This window comes from Geminicoccus roseus DSM 18922 (assembly GCF_000427665.1).
GTDB lineage: Bacteria > Pseudomonadota > Alphaproteobacteria > Geminicoccales > Geminicoccaceae > Geminicoccus > Geminicoccus roseus.
Window position 1 is genome coordinate 2695674 of sequence record NZ_KE386572.1, and the last position, 19995, is coordinate 2715668.

Sequence of the window (19995 nt, forward strand, 5' to 3'; positions counted from 1 at the left end):
ACATACCGGGCTGAGGGTGCGGTGGCCCTGACCCGTATGCTGACCCGCCGGCCCGGTGAGACGATCCGGCAGCGCCGCTGGAAGATGCGACCGCGCGTGCCGAGCGTCCCGATCTCGATCGCGCTGGTGGTGGGGACGGCGCTGCTGCTGGCGGTCACCGCCGGCTTCGTGCTGTTCGCCGGATATCGTGCCGCCCGGCTGAACACCGGTGAACTCGCCCGGGAAGGTGCGGAATCGATGATCCGCTCGATGGTGGAGCGCACGCGCGCCCATCTCGATCCGGTCCAGGCCCAGCTCGACTTCCTGTCGCAGCAGATCGTCCGGCAGCGCCTGGACCTCACCCAGGCGGAGCGGTTGGGCGACCTGCTGCTCGCCTCGCTGGCTGCCGTGCCGCAAGAGAGCGTGGTGGCCTTCGCCACGCCCGACCTCCAGGTGCTGCGAGCCTTCCGAAACCGGCCTTCCACGCCGCTCGCGGTCAACGACTGGCGCGACGATCCGGGTTTCGAGAAGGCGATGCAGCGGGCCGCCCAGGCAAGCGGGGCCTTCTGGGGCGAACTCTATGTGGCCCAGGGGCGCGGGATGCCCTTCATCAACCTGTTCGTCCCGGTCCATCGGGAAGGAAAGTTCGCCGGCGCGCTGATCGCCGGGGTCACCACCGCGGCCCTTTCGGACTTCCTGGCCACGCTCGGCAGCGAGGACCTGGCCAACCCGTTCATCCTTTACGGCCCGGATTCGGTGCTGGCCCATCCCAGGCTTCGGGAAGGCTTCCCGGGGCTGAGCGACAAGCATCCGCTTCCGAGCCTGCGCGAACTCGGCGACCCGGTCCTGGAGAAGATCTGGACGCCCGACCCGGAAATGCGGCTGCAGCAGGCGGGCACCTTCACCAACGCCGCGGTCAGCGCCCGGCTCGTCGACATCGGCGGCGAGAGCTTCCTCTTCATTCTCCAGGAGCTTCCCGGCTATGGCGAGCGTCCCTGGACGATCGGCACCTACATGCCCCTGGAGCAGGCCGTTCCCCAGCTCGACCGGCTCACCCATCTGCTCTGGGTGGGCGGCATCGTGCTGGTGGTGGGCATGGTGCTGGCGCTCCTGCTCGGGCGAAGCCTCAGCCATCCGATCCGGGAACTCGCCGACGAGGCCAACCGGTTGCGCGAGCTCAACTTCGATGCGCCGCCGCCGCGGCTGCGCGGCCCGTTTCGCGAGCTGAACGAGGCAGCCCGTGCCTTCGACGCCATGGTGGGCGGGCTGCGCCTGTTTTCCACCTACGTCCCGCACACGCTGGTGCGAAGGCTGATGCGCCACGGCTCGCCCAAGGCGATCGTGTCGGAGGAGCGCGAGGTCACCGTGATGTTCACCGACATCGCGGGCTTCACCACCCTGTCGGAGCAACTGCCCGCCGCGGAGGTGGCGGCTTTCCTCAATGGTCACTTCACCCTGGTGGGCGGATGCGTCGAGGCCACCGAAGGCACGGTGGACAAGTATATCGGCGATGCGGTCATGGCGTTCTGGGGAGCGCCAGGTCACCAGCCCGATCATGCCGCCAGGGCCTGCCAGGCGGCGCTCGGCATCGCCCAGGCCGTGCACGCGGACAACCAGGCGCGGGCCAGGGACGACCTGCCGCCGGTGCGGGTGCGGATCGGCATCCATAGCGGCCGTGCCCTGGTGGGCGACATCGGGGCGCCCAGCCGGGTGAACTACACGGTGGTCGGCGACGTGGTGAACGTGGCCGAACGCCTGGAAGAACTGGCCCGCAGCGCCGCCCGGACCATCGAGGGCGAGGACGTGTCGGTCCTGCTCGGCGCCCGTACCGCGGCTGCCCTGGGCCAGGAGTTCCCCCTCATTCCTCTGGGTGACTTCGAGCTTCGTGGCCGGCGCGAGCCGCTAACGATCTTCCAGCTTCAGGTTGGTTGATCCTAGCTTTCGCCTCGCCATCGCACAGGCGCGTCCGCCATGACGAGCAGGCGCAGCATTTACCCGGTGCGGCTTGTGATGAATCCAATTCTTCGCCAGTCTACGTGGCAGTCGTCGTAGGGCATGCAGGCTGGGGGTGCATGTCGGGACCATGCATCGACTTGCCCTGTCTGGGGCGCGACCTGGAGATGCATGGTCATGGAATGATGCGAAGGCGGGACGGCGACTGCTGATCCCGGGGAGGCAGCTTCCGCCGGTCGCGTCGGTTGCGTCAAAGGAAGACGACCGTGGCACGTGCAGTCATCCAGCCGCCCTATTTCCCGATCATCTATGTCCGCGGCTATGCCGGCACCGAAGGTGAAATCGAGGACACCGTCGCCGACCCGTACATGGGCTTCAACGTTGGAACGACGAAGATCCGCCAGGTGTGGACCGGGGCCATTTCCCGTCATTATTTCGAATCACCGGTCGTCCGGCTGATGAAGCAGCATGGATATTCCGACGTCTACACCGATGGCGAGGACATGCCCGGGCACGAGGCGATCCCGTCCCGGTCGATCGTCGTGTTCCGCTACTACGACGAGGTTTCGACCGCCTTCGGCAGCGGCGAGCGCACCCCGATCGAACGGTTCGGCGAGGAACTGGGCGAACTGATCCTGCGGCTGCGCCAGCGGGTGTGCGGGGACGACCCCGCAGCGCTGAAGGCGTTCAAGGTCTATCTGGTCGGCCACTCCATGGGCGGGCTCATCATCCGGTGCATGCTGCAGAACGGGAAGCTCGGGAGCAATGCCGAGCACCGGCAGCGCCTGGCCGAGGCGCGGCGGCTCGTCGACAAGGTCTTCACCTATGCCAGCCCCCATAACGGCATCGACTTCCAGATCATCGGCAATGTCCCGGCGATCCTGACGGCGAACGACGTCAACAATTTCAACCGTCCCCGGATGGCCGGCTATCTGGGGCTGCCCACCAAGGGGCCGGCGGCTGCCAAGGAGGTGCACAGCCTGAACGGCGCGTTCGATCCGGATCGGTTCTTCTGCCTGATCGGGACGAACTCCCTGGACTACGCCGTTGCCAACGGCTGGTCGTCCCGGGCCGTTGGGCCCTACAGCGACGGGCTGGTGCGCATCAACAACGCGTTCGTCACCGGGCCGAGTGGCCAGCCGGACAACCCGGTGCGGCTGGCGCCCAGGGCCTATGTCCATCGCAGCCATTCCGGCCATTTCGGGATCGTGAACTCCGAGGAGGGCTACCAGAACCTGACCCGCTTCCTGTTCGGCGACGTCAGGGTGGACGGCGTGCTGGATGTCCATTCCCTGTCGCTGCCGGGTTCCGTGGAGAAGCGGCGGGCCGCCGGGGAGAAGGTGCGCGCCTCCTACCACTTCGAGGCGATCGCGAGGGTACGTGGCGTCCACTGGGACCTGAGCCGCCGGGTAGCTTCCGAGCATTCGACCGTGTTCCGCCGCTATGACGAGCTGTTTCCCAACCCGAACAAGCCGGCGGACCCAAGTGTTCGCCCGCATCACGAGCGGCCGCACCTGTTCACCGCCTTCCTGAGTTCCGGCGCGCGGGTCGAGAAGCGCCGGCGCTCCTTAGGCTTCAGCCTGGACCTGGGCGTGCTGGTGCCGACCTACGAGGTGGATGGCGTGCTCTGGCTGAAGGACCATTACGACGGCGGCTACATCTACCGGGACAAGATCAACCTCGAGGCCATTCCTCCCGGAGGCGATCAGCCCCAGTGGCGGCTTCGGTTCGGGTTCGACAGCCGCACGCCGAACCGGGTGACGATGGAGGCCCAGCCGCTTGTCGGGCCGGAAGCAATCGAGTTCCGGATCCCGGTCGAGCAGAATTCCAGCCCCGGCATCACGGCATCGCTGGTGCTCACGGCAAGGTCCTGGAACTAGCCGGGCGGAGGGGCGACGGCGACACGGTTCCGGCCGGCGTTCTTGGCCTGGTAGAGGGCCCGGTCGGCCCGCTCGATCAGCAGGTCCGGGTTCTTGTCGAACCGGCCGCTGGCGACGCCGAACGAGGCGGTCACCTTGCTCAGGGACTTGCCGTCCTTCATGGTGATGCTCGCCATTTGCTCCAGTGTCAGCCGTGCTTGATCGGCAAGGTCGCGGGCCTCCGCCAGGCCGGAATTCGGCAGGAAGATCGCGAACTCCTCGCCCCCGAACCGGATGGTCAGGCCGCGCTCGCCGGTCACCTGGCGAAGGATCCGGGCGAACGCCACCAGGATCAGGTCGCCGGCCCGGTGGCCATAGGTATCGTTGAAGCGCTTGAAATGGTCGATGTCGGCCAGGACCAGGCTGGCTTCCACCCGCTCGGCCATCGCTTCGTCGAGACGGCGGCGGTTGCCGATCTTGGTGAGGGGATCGGTCCGGGACGCCTGCCGCTCGGCCTCGAACCGCTTGCCGGCGCGGACGATGCTGCGGGTCGAGGCCTCGACATGGGCAGCGACCTCCCTGCGCAGCTTGGCATCTTCCTCGGCCAAGCTCGCCAGCTGGCTGGCGGCACGCTCGATGATCCGGCGGGTCGCGCCGGAGGTTGCATGAGCCGCCTCGGACAGGTTGCTGGCAATCTCGCCAAACCTTTCGGCGTGGTGGGTGGTCCGGCTCAAGAGTTCACCGATCTCCGCCACGCCGCGGCCGAGTTCCATGATGGCCTCGTTGTAGTCGGCCAGCATGCGCTCGGAACCAAGGAAGCGATCGTAGATGGCCTCGCACCGCCAGTTCGTGGCCAGCGAGGGGTCGACCAGCATGGCCCGGACCTCCCGCTCGAGGTCGGGGAACTGCCCGGCATGGTAGGCGAACATGATGCAGTAGCTGGCTGGAAGCGCCGGCAGACCAAGCCTGTGCAACGTCGACATGGCCAGGGCGCAGAGCTTGGCAGCGAGTTCTCTGTCAACCGTAATATGGAGCATGCGCGATAAAATCCGGAGGACGTTATTTCGCCCCGGCTTGATCTCGGCGTTCCTTCTCAACAATACATCAAGTCGATCGTCCTGGGGAAGGCAGGATCATCTGCAGGAAGGAAGAAGGCACTTTCCGGTCGCCGGCGCTGCCGACGACCGGATGCAACCCGGCGGCGCATCAGCGTTTTCTGGCAGGACACCGCCGTTTGGCGAGGCTCTTTCCCCGGGCCGCAGCCAAGCCGTGGCCCGCCTTAGTCCAGGAGACAGACACCGTGCCGATCGATCCCAAGAACGACGCACCGCAGCCGCCGCAGCCCAAGCAGCAGCAGGACATGCCTGGCTCCACGGCCGAGATGACGCCCAAACCCGACCATGGCGAGGAGAGCTATCGCGGCAGCGGCCGCATGCAGGGCATGGCGACCATCATCACCGGCGGCGATTCCGGCATCGGCCGTGCTGTGGCGATCGCGTTTGCCCGGGAGGGCGCCGACGTACTGATCTCCTATTTCAACGAGCACGAGGACGCCAAGGAGACCGCGCGCTGGGTGGAGAAGGCTGGGCGCAAGGCCGTGGTCGTCTCCGGCGACATCAAGGAGGAGAGCCACTGCAAGGAACTGGTCGCCCAGGCGATCCAGGAATTCGGCAAGCTCGACGTCCTGGTCAACAACGCCGCCCACCAGGCCAGCTTCGACAGCATCGAGGACATCAGCGCCGAGGAGTGGGACGTCACCTTCCGCACCAACATCCACAGCCAGTTCTACCTGTGCAAGGCGGCGATCCCCCAGATGAAGCCGGGCAGCTCGATCATCAACACGAGCTCGATCAACGCCAAGAACCCGTCGCCCTCGCTCCTTGCCTACGCCACCACCAAGGGAGCCATCGCCAACTTCACCGCCGGCCTGGCCGGCCTGGTCGCGGACAAGGGCATCCGGGTCAATGCCGTGGCGCCGGGGCCGATCTGGACGCCCCTGATCCCTTCGACCATGCCCCCGGAAAAAGTCGAGAGCTTCGGGAAGAACACGCCCCTGGGCCGGGCCGGCCAGCCCGTGGAACTGGCGCCTGCCTATGTGCTGCTGGCCTCGCACGAGTCCAGCTACATGACCGGCGCCCTGATCCCGGTCACCGGTGGGCGGCCGATGCTCTGACCAGCCGGGCAACATGGCCGGGAGCCGGCGCGGCGAACTGGTTCGCCGCGCGGCACTCCGCCCTCTGCTCGGGTTCGTTCGTGTAAAAAGGGCCCCACAAGGTCGCCCGGCGATCGTCCGGCGGGCAGAGCAGGGCCCGTCCCGTCTGCTCGGGGGAGGGTTTGGGCCCAACCGCCCGGGAACGCCGGCCCGGTCCTTGCGTTGCTTTTCGTGATCATGGGGCAGGGGAGCAGAGCGACATGGCCGGAACAGGCAAGCCACTGGCCTTCGCGGGCGCCGCTTCCCTGGTGCTGCTGTCCTGCAGCGGCCCGGAGCCTCTGCCGGTCTCGGCGGGCTATGGGCCGGATCCGGCCTTGCCGGAGCCACGCACCTCCTGGATCCCCACGGTCAACATCGCTCCCGCCAAGGGCTGGCTCGAGGGCCGGCGCCCGACCCCGGCCGAGGGCTTCGAGGTGGCGGCTTTCGCGGACGGCCTGGACCACCCGCGCTGGCTTTATGTCCTGCCGAACGGCGACGTGCTGGTCGCGGAAAGCAATGCGCCGGAAAAGGAAACCGGCGGGATCCGCGCCTGGGTGACGGGCATCGTCAAGAAGATGGCGGGGGCGGGCGTCCCCAGTGCCGACCGGATCACGCTCCTGCGCGACGCCGACGGCGACGGCAGCCTGGAAACCCGCTCGGTCTTCCTGGAGGACCTGCACTCGCCGTTCGGCATGGCCCTGATCGGCAGCGACTTCTACGTGGCCAACACCGACGCGATCCTGCGCTTCCCCTACCAGGAGGGAGCCACGGAGATCCGCGCCGAAGGGACCAAGGTCGCCGACCTGCCGGCCGGTCCCATCAACCAGCACTGGACCCGGAACATCATCGCCAGCCCGGACGGGTCCAGGCTCTATGCCACCGTTGGGTCGAACAGCAACGTGGCCGAGAACGGCATGGAGGCCGAGGAGAACCGCGCCGCGATCCTGGAAGTGTTCCTGCCGGACGGCGACACGCGCGTCTTCGCCAGCGGCCTGCGCAACCCGAACGGCCTGGACTGGCAGCCCGGTTCCGGCGCGCTCTGGACCACGGTCAACGAGCGCGACGAGATCGGCGACGACCTGGTCCCGGACTACATGACCTCGGTGCAGGACGGCGGCTTCTATGGCTGGCCGTACAGCTGGTACGGCGACCATGTCGATCACCGGGTGGAGCCGCAGCGCCCGGACCTGGTCGAGAAAGCGCTGGTCCCGGACTATGCGCTGGGCGCCCATACCGCGTCGCTGGGACTCGTCTTCTATGAGGGGGATGCCTTCCCGGAACGCTACCGGGGCGGGGCCTTCATCGGCCAGCATGGCTCGTGGAACCGCTCGGAGCCCAGCGGCTACAAGGTCGTCTTCGTGCCGTTCGGTCCGGACGGACGGCCCGCCGGCGGGCCGGAGGATTTCCTGACCAGGTTCCTGAGCGAGGAGGGCGACGCGCTGGGCCGGCCGGTCGGGGTCGCGGTCGACCGGACCGGCGCCCTGCTGGTCGCCGACGACGTGGGCAATATCGTGTGGCGGGTCACCACTGCCGGAACCGGGCCCGGCTCCTGACGGGAGGCGGCGTGGCCGGATGGCCGGCGGCGACGCTTCTTCAGCCGGCCGACGATCCCGTGCTAGATCCGGTCCGCACCCTGGGAGGCTTTCGAGATGTGCGGCCGATACCAGCTCCACACGCCGGTCGCGATCCTGCAGCAGGCGTTCCGGTTCACCCAGCGGCCGAACCTGGAGCCGCGCTACAACATCGCCCCAACCCAGACGGTGCCGATCGTGCGCCATGCGGCCGAGGGGGAGCCCGAGCTGGCGATGGTGCGCTGGGGGCTGGTGCCGTTCTGGGCCAAGGACATCTCGATTGGGTCGCGGATGATCAACGCGCGGTCGGAGACGGTGGCGACCGCTCCCTCGTTCCGGGCGGCATTCAGGGCGCGACGCTGCCTGGTGCCCGCAGACGGTTTCTATGAATGGCAGAAGGTCGAGGGCGCCAAGCGCAAGCAGCCCTACGTGATCCGCCGCCGCGACCGGCAGCCCCTGGCCTTCGCCGGCCTGTGGGAAAGCTGGAAGGGGCCGGAGGGGGCGGTCGAGACCTGCACGATCATCACCACGGCGGCCAACGCCACGCTGGCGCCGCTGCACGACCGGATGCCGGTGATCCTGGAGCCTGACGTCCAGGCGCGCTGGCTGGACACGTCCCGGCCAGACGCCGCCGACCTGCTGAGGCCAGCCGCGAACGACCTGCTGGAGGTCTACCCGGTCAGCACCAAGGTCAACTACGTGGCGAACCAGGGGGCCGAGCTGATCGAGCCGATCAACCCAGCCTGAGATTCCTCAGGCCCCGGCCATTGCCCGGGCCAGGGCGTCCGGGATGCGCGGGTCGCCCATCTGGGCCACGTTGAAGCGAAGGAAGTCGGACGCGGACTGGGACAGGCTGAAGACATTGCCCGGGGCCAGGACCACGTCGTCGCGCAGCGCCCGGCGCGCCACCTCCGCTGCGTCCAGGCCGTCCGGCAGCCGGCACCACAGATAGAAGCCGCCGCGCGGCATCAGCCAGGGCCGGATGCCCAGCGTCGCGAGTTCGGCCGCCACTTCCAGGCGCCGGCGCGCCAGGCGCCGGCGCAGCCCCTCCATGTGCTTGCGATAGCTGCCGTCGCTCAAGGTCGCCAGCACCAGGCCGGCCACCACGGGGCTCGGGCCGCCAAAGGTCGTCGCGACCTGCAGATCGACCAGCCCCTCGATCCAGTCCGGACGGGCCGCGATGTAGCCGCACCGAACCGAGGCGGACAGCGCCTTGGAGAAGCTGCCGATCCGGATCACCTGGCGCAGCCCGTCCAGCGCCGCCAGGCGCGGGGAGGGCTCCGGCTCGAACGGGGCGAAGATGTCGTCCTCGACGATGACCAGGTCGTGGGCTGCGGCTTCATGGAGCAGCCGGTGCGCGGTCTGCGGCGAGATCGTGGCTCCGGTCGGGTTATGCAGCGCCGAGTTGGTGATGTAGAGCCGCGGCCGATGCGCCGAGAGGGCCTGGGCAAACGCCGCCGGGTCAGGGCCATTGGACGTGTGGGGCACGCCCACGATCCGGACCTGATGGGCGCGCAGCAGGGCCTGGAAGTTGAAGTAGCAGGGATCGTCGACCAGCGCCGTGTCGCCCGGCCGCAGGAGGAAGCGGCAGACCAGGTCGATGGCCTGGGTTCCCGATCCGGTCAGCAGGATCTGGTCGGCTCCCGCCTCGACCCCTTCGGCGGCGAACTGGCGGGCGAGCAGCCGGCGCAGCGCCAGCGAGCCGCGCGTGCCGGCATAATCCGCCAGGACCGCATCGTCGGCGCGCGCCAGGCCGCGGATCGCGCGGCGGATCAGGTCGTTCGGCATCCAGTCGGCGGGGAGCCAGCCGCATCCGGGCTTCAGCATCCCGGCGCCGGCATCAAGGGATTGCCGCGACACCCAGAAGGGATCGATCGCCCGGTCGAGGCGCGGCTCGACCTCGGCCAGGGCCAGGGGCGGCGTGGCGCCGGAGAGATAGAAGCCGGAGCCCGGCCGCGAGCGGATCACGCCCTCGGCGGCGAGCCGGTCATAGGCCTCGACCACGGTCGAGGGCGAGACGCCCATGGTGGCGGCGAAGCCGCGGATCGAGGGCAGCTTATCGCCGGGCGCCAGCGCCCGGCTCGCCATCCTGCGCCGGATCGCCTCCATGACCTGGCCGGTCCGGGTGGCGGCATGGCTGTTCGTCGACCGGTCCATGGGCAGGTGTATCGCTTCGTCCGACCATACAGTTCGGTTGAATTGTATGGGTTCGTTCCTGGCTCCGCCAGCACCGATCCAGCTAAGGGAAGGCGGACAGGAAAGGGGAGATCATGGGGCGGACCACCGACGGATGGGGCAGCGGCCTGTTGGGCGTGGTGATCTTCAGCGGCTCGCTGCCGGCCACCCGGGTGGCGGTCGGCGGCTTCGAGCCGCTGTTCCTCACCTCGGCGCGGGCGGTGATCGCGGCGCTGCTCGCCGTCCTGCTGCTCCTGATGCTGCGGCAGGCGCGTCCTGGCCGTGGCGACCTCGGGTCGCTCACCATCGTGGCCTTGGGGGTAGTGGTAGGCTTCCCGCTGCTTACGGCGCTGGCGCTCCAGCACGTCACCGCCGCGCACTCGATCGTCTTCATCGGCCTCCTGCCGCTCGCCACCGCGATCTTCGGGGTGCTGCGCGGCAAGGAGCGGCCGAGGCCGGCCTTCTGGGCGTTCTCCTGCCTCGGCAGCCTGGCGGTGGCCGGCTTCGCCCTGAGTAAAGGGGGCGGTGGGTCGCTCCAGGGCGATCTGCTCATGCTGGCCGCCATCCTGCTCTGCGGCCTGGGCTATGCCGAAGGGGCGACCCTGTCGCGCCGGCTGGGCGGCTGGCAGGTTATCTCCTGGGCGCTGGTCCTGGCGCTGCCGGTCATGGCGGTCCTGGCTGCCGTGACGATGCCGTTGGCCTGGACCGGGATCGGCATGCCCGCCTGGCTCGGCCTCGCCTATGTGTCGGTGTTCAGCATGCTGGTGGGGTTCGTCTTCTGGTACCGGGGGCTGGCGCGGGGCGGGATCGCCGGCGTCGGCCAGCTGCAGCTGCTCCAGCCCTTCTTCGGCCTGGCGCTGGCCGGCCTCCTGCTGCACGAACCGGTCGCCTGGACGATGATCGCCGTCACCGGGCTGGTGGTCCTTTGTGTCGCCGGAGCGAAGCGCTTCGCCTGACAAGCAGTTCACCCCGGGCTTCAAGCTGGCCCGGGTGTGGCAGCCTGGGAAGCCTTTCCGGATTGACGGCGGCGGCGATTCAATAGAACAAAACAAGAACAAAATCGGTTCTTGTCTGGATCCTCATGGCCCCGGCCCGGCAGCGTCAGGCTGTTGACACCTTGCGCGCCCGCATCCGGCAGATGGAGCGGGGCGAGCGCGTGCGCCATCGCGCCCTGCCGTTCGGCATCGCCCTGCTCGACGAACGGCTGCCCGAGGGCGGCCTGTGCCTGGGCGCCCTGCACGAGGTGGCCGGCGGCGAGCTGGGCGCCGCCCACGGGGCGGCCGCGGTCCTGTTCGCCGCCGGCATCCTCGCTCGCCTGGAAGGGCCGGTGCTGTGGTGCCTGAAATATCGCGACCTGTTCGCCCCGGCCCTGGCCGGGGCCGGCCTGCATCCCGACCGGGTGATCTATGCCGAGGCCGGCGACGAGACCGGCGTGCTGCAGGCGGTCGAGGAGGGGCTGCGCCATGGCGGGCTGGCCGGGGTGGTCGGCGAGACGGCGAAGCTGCCGATGACCGCGTCGCGCCGCCTGCAGATCGCCGCCGAGGCCAGCGGCGTGCCCGGCCTGATCCTGCGCCGCTGGCGCAGCCCGGCTGCCGCCGCCGAGTTCGGCCAGCCCACCGCCGCGGCCAGCCGCTGGCGGATCACCGCCCAGCCGTCCTCGCCCCTGCCGGCTGCGGGGGTGGGCCGGGCGCGCTGGCGGGTCGACCTGGTCCGCTGCCGGGGGGCCGAACCGTTTTCCTGGGACCTGGAGGGGTGCGATGCGCAAGGTCGTCTCGCTGTTCCTGCCGACCTGGCCGACCGATCGGCTCCGGCGGCAGATGGGCAGCGCCTCGCCGCCACCGGCTGAGCCCCTGATCCTGGCCGGGCGCGAGGGCGCCGCCCGGATCATCCACGCCGCCGATGCCGTCGCCCGGCAGCTCGGGCTGCATCCGGGCCTGCCGGTGGCCCAGGCGCGGGCGCGGGTGCCGGACCTGCATGTCCTGGATGCCGATCCGCCGGCCGACCGGGCAGCGCTGGACCGGCTCGCCGCCTGGTGCCTGAAGCGCTACAGCCCGGTGGTCGCCCTGGACCCGCCGGACGGGCTGTGGATCGACGCCACCGGTGCTGGGCACCTGTTCGGCGGCGACCGGGCGATGCTGGAGGATCTGGTCCAGCGCCTGGGCCGTGCCGGGATCGCCGCGCGCGCCGCCATGGCCGACACGCCGGGAGCCGCCCATGCCCTGGCCCGCCACGGCTACCAGCAGGTCGCCATCGCCGACCGGCAGATCGAACAGGCGCTGGGGGTCCTGCCGATCGCGGCCTTGCGCCTGCCGGACGAGATGGTGGTGGCCTTGCGCAAGCTCGGCTTCGAGCAGGTGGGCGAACTGGCGCAGACCGCACGGGCGCCCTTGGCCCTGCGCTTCGGCGCCCTGATCGGCCAGCGCCTCGACCAGATGTTCGGTCGGGAGCCGGAGCCGTTCGACCCGGTCGAGCCGGCCGAGCTGGTCCGGGTGGAGCGGGCGTTCGTGGAGCCGATCGGGGCGCCGGAAACCCTGCAGCGCCAGATCGGCCTGCTGGCCGAGGCCTTGTGCATCGCACTTGCCCACCGTGCCCTGGGCGCCAGGCGCCTGGACCTCCTGTTCCACCGGGTCGATTCCGCGGTCCCCAGCATCCGGGTCGGCACGGCCGCTCCCTGCCAGGATCCCCGCCATCTCGCCCGCCTGCTGGCCGACCGGCTGGAGACCGTCGATCCGGGTTTCGGGGTCGAGCGGATGAGGCTGACCGCGTCGCTGGCCGAGCCGGTGGTGCCGCGCCAGACCAGCGCCTGGTCGGCCGGCAGCGGCGGCGAGGTGGCGGCCCTGGTCGACATGCTCGCCAACCGGCTGGGCCCGGCCAAGCTCTACCGCGCCGCTCCAGTGGAAAGCGACCTGCCCGAGCGCTCGGTGGCGAAGGTCGCGGCCATGGCGCCGGTGGGCGGGACCAGCTGGCCGGATGACCTGCCCAGGCCGAGCCGGCTCCTGGCCAGGCCCGAGCCGGTCGACACCCTGGCGCTCCTGCCCGACCATCCGCCGGTGCAGTTCACCTGGCGCGGCGTGCGCCGCCGCGTGCTGCGTGCCGACGGGCCGGAGCGGGTGTTCGGCGAATGGTGGCGGGCCGACCAGGAGCGCCACACGGTGCGCGACTATTTCCAGGTCGAGGACCAGGACGGCGAGCGTTTCTGGCTGTTCCGCTCAGGGGACGGCGTCGACCCCGCCACGGGCTCGATGCGCTGGTACCTGCATGGCGTGTTCGCATGAGCGTCTACGCCGAGCTGCAGGTGACCAGCCATTTCTCGTTCCTGCGCGGCGCCAGCTCGGCCGAGGAGCTGTTCGCCGCGGCGGCATTGCTGGGTATTCCGGCTCTGGGGATCACCGACCGCCATTCGCTGGCCGGGATCGTGCGCGCCCACGAGGCGGCCAGGGCCACCGGGGTGCGCCTGGTGGTCGGCTGCCGCCTGGACCTTGCCGACGGCACCACGGTCCTGGTCTACCCGACCGACCGCGCGGCCTATGCCCGGCTCTGCCGCCTGCTGACGCTGGGCAAGGCCCGGGCCGGCAAGGCCAGGTGCGAGCTTGCCTGGGCCGATCTGGTCGAGCACGGGCAGGGACTGGTCGTGGTCCTGGTCCCCGACCGGCCCGACCAGGGCTGCGCGTTGCGGGTCGCGCGGCTGCGCGCCGCCTTTGGCGATCGCGCCTACCTCGCCCTGACCCTGCGCCGCCGGCCAGGCGACGCCATGCGGCTGCACGGCCTGGCCGAACTCGCCGCGGCCGAGCGCGTGCCGACCCTCGCCACCAACGACGTCCTGTTCCACACAGCAGAGCGGCGGATCCTGCAGGACGTGGTCACCTGCATCCGGCTGGGCTGCACCATCGACGATGCCGGCTTTCGCCGCGAGCGCTTCGCCGACCGCTACCTGAAGCCGCCGGAGGAGATGGCCCGGCTGTTCGCCAGGCATCCGCAAGCGGTCGCCCGCTCGCTGGAGGTCGTGGCGCGCTGCCGGTTCGGCCTGGAGGAACTGGCCTACCAGTACCCGCGCGAGACCAGCATCCCCGGCCTCTCCGCCCAGGAGACGCTGGAAAAACGTGCCTGGGAGGGGGCGGCCTGGCGCTATCCGGCGGGCATCCCAAACAGCGTCGCCGGCAAGATCCGCCATGAGCTGCGCCTGATCGAGGAGCTGGATTACGCCCCCTATTTCCTGACCGTGGACGCGATCGTCCGCTTTGCCCGCTCGAAGGACATCTTGTGCCAGGGCCGGGGGAGCGCCGCCAACTCGGTGGTCTGCTACGTGCTGGGAATCACCTCGATCAACCCGGAGGAGCACGATCTCCTGTTCGAGCGCTTCGTGTCCCAGGCGCGCAAGGAGCCGCCGGACATCGATGTCGACTTCGAGCACGAGCGCCGGGAAGAGGTGATCCAGTGGATCTACGAGACCTACGGGCGCGAGCGCGCGGCCTTGTGCGCCACCGTGATCCGCTACCGGGCGCGCGGGGCCATGCGCGACGTCGGCAAGGTGATGGGCCTTTCCGAGGACGTCACCGGCGCGTTGACCAGCCAGGTCTGGGGCTGGTCGGAGGAGGGGGTGGAGGAGAAGCACGCCCAGAGCCTGAACCTGAACCTCGCCGACCGGCGCCTGGGCATGGCGCTGGATCTGGCCCGCCAGCTGATCGGCTTTCCCCGCCATCTGTCCCAGCACCCGGGCGGCTTCGTGCTCACCGAGGACCGGCTGGACGAGCTGGTGCCGATCGAGCCCGCCGCCATGGCCGACCGGGCGGTGATCGAGTGGGACAAGGACGACATCGACGCGCTGAAGTTCATGAAGGTCGACGTGCTGGGCCTGGGGATGCTGGGCTGCATGCGCCGCGCCTTCGACCTGCTGGCGGAGCACAAGGGGCTGCGCCTGGACCTTGCCGCCATCCCGCGCGACGACAGCGCCACCTACGCCATGATCCGCCGGGCCGACACGCTGGGCGTGTTCCAGATCGAGTCCAGAGCGCAGATGGCGATGCTGCCGCGCATGAAGCCCAGGAAGTTCTACGACCTGGTGGTCGAGGTCGCGATCGTGCGGCCGGGGCCCATCCAGGGCGACATGGTCCACCCCTATCTGCGCCGCCGCGAGGGCAGGGAGCCGGTCACCTATCCCAAGCCCGCGTTCGAGAAGGTGCTGGGCAAGACGCTGGGCGTGCCCTTGTTCCAGGAGCAGGCGATGCGGGTCGCCATCGAGTGCGCCGGGTTCACCCCCGCCGAGGCCGACCAGCTGCGCCGCTCCATGGCGACCTTCAAGTTCACCGGCGGGGTCAGCCATTTTAGGGACAAGCTGATCGCCGGCATGGTGGCGAACGGCTATGAGCAGGCGTTTGCCGAGAAGACCTTCAGCCAGCTGGAAGGGTTCGGCTCCTACGGCTTTCCCGAGAGCCACGCCGCCAGCTTCGCGCTGATCGCCTACGCCTCGTCCTGGATGAAGTGCCACCATCCCGAAGTGTTCTGCGCGGCCCTGCTGAACGCCCAGCCGATGGGGTTCTACGCGCCCGCCCAGATCGTCCGGGACGCGCTGGAGCACGAGGTCGAGATCCGCGCGGTGGACGTCAACCACAGCGCGTGGGACTGCACGCTGGAGCCGGCCGAGCGGGGGCTGGCGGTTCGCCTGGGCCTGCGCATGGCCAAGGGACTGGCCGAGCAGCATGGCCGTGCGATCGCGGAAAGGCGCCCGTTCGCCTCGATCCACGACCTGTGGCGCCGCTCGGAAGTACCGGCGGCGGCCCTGCAGAAGATCGCGGCCGCCGACGGTTTCGCCGGCTCCATGGGCCTGTCCCGGCGCGAAGCGCTCTGGGAGATCGGCAGCCTGCGCGACCAGGCGCTGCCTTTGTTCGCAGCCGCCCCGGAGTTGGCCGAGCCGGCGGTGGCGCTGAAATCCATGACCGCCGGGCGCGAGGTGGTCGAGGACTATGGCAGCACCGGCCTGACCCTGCGCCAGCACCCGCTGGCGTTCCTGCGCGCCGAGCTGGCCCAAAGCGGCCACCGTCCCTGCAGCGACCTCGACACCGCACGGAACGGCCGCCGCATCGCCGTGGCCGGCCTGGTGCTGGTCCGCCAGAAGCCCGGCTCGGCCAAGGGCGTCATGTTCATCACGATCGAGGACGAGACCGGGATCGCCAACCTGGTGGTCTGGCCGACCTTGTTCGAGCGCCAGCGCCGCCTGATCCTGGCGGCCAGCACGATCGGCGTGGAGGGCAGGGTCCAGCGGGAAGGGGAGGTGGTCCACCTGGTGGCCGAGCGCCTGACCGACCTGACCGACCTCCTGAAGAGCGTCGGCGACCGCGACCAGTCCTTCCCGATCCCTACCGGCCGCGGCGACGGGGCCCGGCATGGCAGCGGCCCCGACCCGCGCGACCCGCTCGCCCGCAAGCCCCGCGACATCTACATCCCCGATTTGCGCCTGGGCTCCGGCATCAAGATCCCGACAAGGGACTTCCGGTAGAAAGGGCACCGCTCTCTGCGTCGTACAGACGATCCGATCAGCCGGCCCACGACCCCCTGGATTGCAGTGTGAAATAATTGACGTTCAATTGCTGTATGTACATGATCTTTATGGCCCCTCCGATCCGCAAAGGTGGTCGGGCGGCTGAGGGGAGATGCACAGATGGCCGTCGTGACCGGCACGATCGATGACGATGTCCTTGAGGGGACCGAGCAGCGCGACCTGATCTTCGGCCTCGCAGGCGACGACATCATCCGGGGCTTTGGCGGCGACGACGTGATCGAGCTTGGTCCAGGCGCCGACATCGCCATCGGCGGTTTCGGCAATGACCTGATCAAAGGGGACGACGGCGACGACCGTCTCCTGGGCGACGCTGGCGACGACATCCTGCGCGGCGGTTTCGGCAACGACAGCCTGACCGGCTGGACCGGTGACGACACCCTGCAGGGGGAGGATGGCGACGATGCCCTGTGGGGGGACCAGGGCAACGATCTCCTGTTCGGCGGCAACGGAGTCGATCTGCTGCATGGCGGTGCCGGTGACGACCGTCTGCAGGGTGGTGCCGGCGACGATCGCCTCGACGGCGACACGGGCAGCGACACGATCTTCGGCCAGGAAGGCGACGACTACATCACGATCCGCAACTATGCCGTCGTCGATGGCGAGGGCATGCTGCTTGGCGGCGCGCATCTGCTGCTCGGCGGTGCCGGCGACGACACCATCGTCGCGCCCTACAGCCGGAGCACCGTCTATGGCGGCACCGGCGACGACGAGATCTTCCTGGGCGACGAGGACATCGACCTGCTGGATTATCCTGCCGCGACCGTGGATGGCGGGGACGGCAACGACCGGATCGTCGGCGGCCAGGGCGACGACATGGTGCGCGGCGGTACCGGCGACGACTACATCAACACCAGCCGCGGCGACGACCATGTCCGCGGCGGCGTCGGCGACGACATCCTGTGGGGCACCGGCGGCGACGACGTGCTCGAAGGCAACATGGGCGACGACAAGCTGGTGGGTGGCAGCGGCCACGACCTGCTCGCCGGCGGCAGCGGCAGCGACCTGTTTGCCGTCCACTTCGCCTATTCCAACGGCTTCCAGAGCGTCTCCGATTCCACGGTGACCCAAGCCGATGACCTCATCCTCGACTTCGTCCGCGGCCAGGACCGGCTGCAGATCACCTACTTCAATGAAGGCAGCCCGGTGAACGGGGAGGGCAGGACCTTCCGGACCGTCACCTTCGCCGACTTCGATACCGACGACAGCCACACGCTGGACGCCGGCGACGCCGGCATCTCGGTGCAGGCGATCACCCATGACGGGCAGACGAAGGCGTCGCTGGTGCTCGACACCGAGCAGTTCGCCTTCGAGGCGCCGCTGGCGGTGACCGGCACCATCACCCTGTTCGGCGTCACCAGCCTCACGGCCGCCGACATCGATGCCGTGACGCCCAAGCAGGACTTCTACGTCTAGCCGCTCCCGCTTCGAAAGCCTTGCGCCCGTTCAGGTGGTGCGCCGGCTGCAGGGAACCCGGCCGGCAGCTTTCCGTCTTGAATGGCAAGAACCATGGGATCGGCGCTCGGCCCCGGCGCAGGACGCGCCGGCCAGAGGCGTCGCTCCCTCCACCCGCCTGACCGGAGCCGCCATGGACGTCCTGCGCATCCTGATCGCCATCCTCCTGCCGCCGCTCGGCGTGTTCCTCCAGGTCGGCCTGGGCCTGCAGTTCTGGCTCAACATCCTGCTGACCCTGCTGGGCTACATCCCCGGCATCATCCACGCCGTCTACATCATTGTGAAGCGGTGAAGGCAGCCATCTGGCAGCCTTGTGTTCGACAGCCAGACTTGCAGCGCGACTTCCTGATCTGGCGCAAGACTGGGAGATCGCGCTTGCAGGTCTTCAGGATGCCATCATCGATGTTGATCTGAGGTATCTCTCATGGATCCGCAGACTTATTTTGCCGAATTTGTGCAGCCCAATTATTCGGATTTCCTCGCTCACCGCGACTCGCTGCGCCATGCGGCGAACGCTGCCGTGAGTGCTTATCATCTCGTCGATTACGTGGCCAAGCAGGAGGGTTTGACGGGCAGCGGCAAAGTGGTGGAACAGTTCAGATCCAAGTGCCCGGAGTTCACCTTGATCCAGCAGATCGCCAACACCTTCAAACACGCCGTTCGTGATCCTTCGCGGAGCAAGAAGGAAGTTACGGTCGTAACCGATGTGCTGCGCATCAAGGTGGGGCAGCAGGAGCCATTCAGCGATGGGACGTTCTTTAGTGACGGCACCGGCTTGGAAAGCGAGCGCAGTCGTATCGTCATCGACGGTGAGGACGGACGGCCACATGACTTCGAGTTCAACATAGGAAAAGTGATGGAACATCTTCGCTTGCGGTTTGGCTCCTAGGCTTCGGCCGCAACGGCATCGTACTCTGGTAGGGTAGGGTAGGGTAGGGCAGGGCAGGCGTGGGCTAGGTTTGGCCGACTCCCGCTAGCGCCCCGGCCAAACCCAGGCCGGCGGCTCGCCGTTCCGCACCACCGTCTCGCCCAGCTCCTTGTCCAGCACCACCCGGCGGCAGCCAGCTTCCTGCCCAAGCGCCGCCACCAGGGCCGGCGCGTGCGACACCACCACGACCTGGCCGCGTTGCGAGGCCCGGCCGATCAGGCGGGCGAGCGGCACCAGCAGGTCCGGGTGCAGGCTGGTTTCCGGCTCGTTCAGGATCATCAGCGCCGGCGGCCGGGGCGACAGCAGGGCGGCCGCCAGCAGCAGGTAGCGCAGCGTGCCGTCCGACAGTTCCGCCGCCTTGAGCGGGCGCAGGAGCCCGTGCTGGCGCATCTCCAGCTCGAACCAGCCGTCCGTGCTGGCGATGCCGAGTTCCGCACCCGGGAATGCGTCCGCCACCGCGTCCGCCAGCGCGTCGCGGTCGCCGATCTCGATGATGGTGCGCACCGCCGCCGCCAAGTCGGCGCCGTCGCCGGCCAGCACCGGCGTGTAGGTGCCGATCTGCGGCCGGCGCGCCGGGGCGTCCCGGTCGGTGCGCAATTGGTCGTAGAACCGCCAGGCGCGCATCCGCTCGCGCAGCAGCAAGAGCTCCGGCGCCTCCCTGGGGTCGGCGCAGTGGGTCATCATGCTGTCGAACGGTGCCAAGTCGCCGATCGCCTGCCGCCACACGCCCATGTCGTCGCGCAGCCGCACGCTCGGCCCGTGGCGCTCGGCAAAGCCGCTGGCCCGGCGCAGGAGCGGCCCAGTCCACACCGCCTCCGCCTTGATCTCCGGGTCGCGCGCAAAGAACGAGGCGGACGGCTTGGGCAGGCCCAGGTCGATGGCATAGCCGTAGTCGTCGCCGGCAAAGCCCAGCCGCAGCGCCACCGGGCGAGAGCGCCGCACACCCTGCACCGGCACCGATCCCGCCTTCATGCCGCGCGAGAACGCTTCCGGCCCGGCCCACAAGGTCGAGCCGAGTCCGCCCTCGCCGGCCAGGGACTGCACGACCCGCCCCTGCGCGATGTCGGCCAGCAGGCGCAGCGCCCGGTACAGGCTGGACTTGCCGCTGCCATTGGCTCCGGTCACCACGGTGAGCCGGTCCAGTTCGAGCCGCACGTCGCGCAGCGAGCGGTAGCCCGCCACCGCCAGCCGGGTGATCGTCACCAGGGCCTCCTTGCCGTTTGACGGTTCTGGCCGCCCGAGCTTCCCTGTCCCCGCCGTTGTTCCCGGTCAAGCCGCCGACGCGATCCCGGGCTGGGCAGCGACGGAAACGGATGTACCAAGGAGCCCGG

The 19995-nt window shown here is 69.3% G+C and carries 15 protein-coding genes; 12 read left to right on the top strand and 3 right to left on the bottom strand.

Annotated features, from left to right (window positions below):
* Nucleotides 1–21 precede the first annotated feature (21 nt).
* Together GEMRO_RS32695 and GEMRO_RS0113635 are read left to right on the top strand one after the other, a co-directional pair.
* Complete coding sequence (locus GEMRO_RS32695) at nucleotides 22–1911, top strand: adenylate/guanylate cyclase domain-containing protein (RefSeq protein ID WP_157505586.1); 1890 nt, start codon at nucleotides 22–24, stop codon at nucleotides 1909–1911.
* A gap of 287 nt (nucleotides 1912–2198) precedes the next feature.
* Complete coding sequence (locus GEMRO_RS0113635) at nucleotides 2199–3812, top strand: esterase/lipase family protein (RefSeq protein WP_027134435.1); 1614 nt, start codon at nucleotides 2199–2201, stop codon at nucleotides 3810–3812.
* Here GEMRO_RS0113635 and GEMRO_RS32700 read toward each other — a convergent pair.
* Nucleotides 3809–4774, bottom strand: coding sequence for a GGDEF domain-containing protein (locus GEMRO_RS32700; protein ID WP_169728387.1), 966 nt, complete (start codon nucleotides 4772–4774; stop codon nucleotides 3809–3811). The genes GEMRO_RS0113635 and GEMRO_RS32700 overlap by 4 nt on opposite strands.
* Before the next feature lie 377 nt (nucleotides 4775–5151).
* Here GEMRO_RS32700 and GEMRO_RS0113645 point away from each other — a divergent pair, with 377 nt between their 5' ends.
* From GEMRO_RS0113645 to GEMRO_RS0113655, 3 genes are all read left to right on the top strand, one after another.
* Nucleotides 5152–5964, top strand: a complete 813-nt coding sequence (locus tag GEMRO_RS0113645; RefSeq protein WP_051329613.1) for an SDR family oxidoreductase — start codon at nucleotides 5152–5154, stop codon at nucleotides 5962–5964.
* Between the two features lie 239 nt (nucleotides 5965–6203).
* Entirely contained in the window at nucleotides 6204–7535 is a 1332-nt protein-coding gene (locus GEMRO_RS0113650; protein ID WP_084506947.1) for a PQQ-dependent sugar dehydrogenase, read from the top strand.
* A gap of 96 nt (nucleotides 7536–7631) precedes the next feature.
* On the top strand, nucleotides 7632–8300 hold the full coding sequence (locus GEMRO_RS0113655; protein ID WP_027134438.1) for an SOS response-associated peptidase: 669 nt from the start codon (nucleotides 7632–7634) through the stop codon (nucleotides 8298–8300).
* 6 nt (nucleotides 8301–8306) lie between these two features.
* On the opposite strand, the gene GEMRO_RS0113660 is transcribed toward GEMRO_RS0113655, so the two are convergent.
* On the bottom strand, nucleotides 8307–9710 hold the full coding sequence (locus GEMRO_RS0113660; protein ID WP_027134439.1) for an aminotransferase-like domain-containing protein: 1404 nt from the start codon (nucleotides 9708–9710) through the stop codon (nucleotides 8307–8309).
* A 113-nt stretch (nucleotides 9711–9823) separates the two neighbouring features.
* On the opposite strand from GEMRO_RS0113660, the gene GEMRO_RS0113665 reads away from it, so the two are divergent.
* The 7 genes from GEMRO_RS0113665 (at nucleotide 9824) to GEMRO_RS0113695 (ending at nucleotide 18625) form a co-directional block, all read left to right on the top strand.
* Nucleotides 9824–10684, top strand: a complete 861-nt coding sequence (locus tag GEMRO_RS0113665) for a DMT family transporter (RefSeq protein WP_027134440.1) — start codon at nucleotides 9824–9826, stop codon at nucleotides 10682–10684.
* A gap of 125 nt (nucleotides 10685–10809) precedes the next feature.
* The gene (locus tag GEMRO_RS0113670) at nucleotides 10810–11574 is read left to right on the top strand and encodes an ImuA family protein (protein ID WP_035485313.1); all 765 of its coding nucleotides are present in this window, start codon (nucleotides 10810–10812) and stop codon (nucleotides 11572–11574) included.
* Nucleotides 11486–13003, top strand: a complete 1518-nt coding sequence (locus GEMRO_RS0113675) for a Y-family DNA polymerase (protein WP_027134442.1) — start codon at nucleotides 11486–11488, stop codon at nucleotides 13001–13003. The genes GEMRO_RS0113670 and GEMRO_RS0113675 overlap by 89 nt, the downstream gene beginning before the upstream one ends.
* Nucleotides 13000–16221, top strand: coding sequence for an error-prone DNA polymerase (locus GEMRO_RS0113680; RefSeq protein WP_027134443.1), 3222 nt, complete (start codon nucleotides 13000–13002; stop codon nucleotides 16219–16221). The genes GEMRO_RS0113675 and GEMRO_RS0113680 overlap by 4 nt, the downstream gene beginning before the upstream one ends.
* A gap of 162 nt (nucleotides 16222–16383) precedes the next feature.
* Nucleotides 16384–17697, top strand: coding sequence for a calcium-binding protein (locus GEMRO_RS29575; protein ID WP_051329051.1), 1314 nt, complete (start codon nucleotides 16384–16386; stop codon nucleotides 17695–17697).
* 172 nt (nucleotides 17698–17869) lie between these two features.
* Nucleotides 17870–18028: a YqaE/Pmp3 family membrane protein gene (locus GEMRO_RS33520; RefSeq protein WP_035485317.1), complete on the top strand. Its 159-nt coding sequence runs from the start codon at nucleotides 17870–17872 to the stop codon at nucleotides 18026–18028.
* A 132-nt stretch (nucleotides 18029–18160) separates the two neighbouring features.
* On the top strand, nucleotides 18161–18625 hold the full coding sequence (locus tag GEMRO_RS0113695) for a hypothetical protein (protein WP_027134444.1): 465 nt from the start codon (nucleotides 18161–18163) through the stop codon (nucleotides 18623–18625).
* 84 nt (nucleotides 18626–18709) lie between these two features.
* On the opposite strand, the gene GEMRO_RS0113700 is transcribed toward GEMRO_RS0113695, so the two are convergent.
* On the bottom strand, nucleotides 18710–19867 hold the full coding sequence (locus tag GEMRO_RS0113700; protein WP_027134445.1) for an AAA family ATPase: 1158 nt from the start codon (nucleotides 19865–19867) through the stop codon (nucleotides 18710–18712).
* Nucleotides 19868–19995 lie beyond the last annotated feature (128 nt).

What these genes read in the sequence shown, in the direction of transcription:
- GEMRO_RS0113665 (WP_027134440.1), top strand. Translation starts at nt 9,824, where the DNA reads ATGGGGCGGACCACCGACGGATGGGGCAGCGGCCTGTTGGGCGTGGTG.
- GEMRO_RS0113645 (WP_051329613.1), top strand. Translation starts at nt 5,152, where the DNA reads ATGCCTGGCTCCACGGCCGAGATGACGCCCAAACCCGACCATGGCGAG.
- GEMRO_RS0113670 (WP_035485313.1), top strand. Translation starts at nt 10,810, where the DNA reads ATGGCCCCGGCCCGGCAGCGTCAGGCTGTTGACACCTTGCGCGCCCGC.
- GEMRO_RS32700 (WP_169728387.1), bottom strand. Translation starts at nt 4,774, where the DNA reads ATGTCGACGTTGCACAGGCTTGGTCTGCCGGCGCTTCCAGCCAGCTAC.
- GEMRO_RS0113660 (WP_027134439.1), bottom strand. Translation starts at nt 9,710, where the DNA reads ATGGACCGGTCGACGAACAGCCATGCCGCCACCCGGACCGGCCAGGTC.
- GEMRO_RS0113680 (WP_027134443.1), top strand. Translation starts at nt 13,000, where the DNA reads ATGAGCGTCTACGCCGAGCTGCAGGTGACCAGCCATTTCTCGTTCCTG.
- GEMRO_RS0113675 (WP_027134442.1), top strand. Translation starts at nt 11,486, where the DNA reads ATGCGCAAGGTCGTCTCGCTGTTCCTGCCGACCTGGCCGACCGATCGG.
- GEMRO_RS29575 (WP_051329051.1), top strand. Translation starts at nt 16,384, where the DNA reads ATGGCCGTCGTGACCGGCACGATCGATGACGATGTCCTTGAGGGGACC.
- GEMRO_RS0113655 (WP_027134438.1), top strand. Translation starts at nt 7,632, where the DNA reads ATGTGCGGCCGATACCAGCTCCACACGCCGGTCGCGATCCTGCAGCAG.
- GEMRO_RS0113650 (WP_084506947.1), top strand. Translation starts at nt 6,204, where the DNA reads ATGGCCGGAACAGGCAAGCCACTGGCCTTCGCGGGCGCCGCTTCCCTG.
- GEMRO_RS0113695 (WP_027134444.1), top strand. Translation starts at nt 18,161, where the DNA reads ATGGATCCGCAGACTTATTTTGCCGAATTTGTGCAGCCCAATTATTCG.
- GEMRO_RS33520 (WP_035485317.1), top strand. Translation starts at nt 17,870, where the DNA reads ATGGACGTCCTGCGCATCCTGATCGCCATCCTCCTGCCGCCGCTCGGC.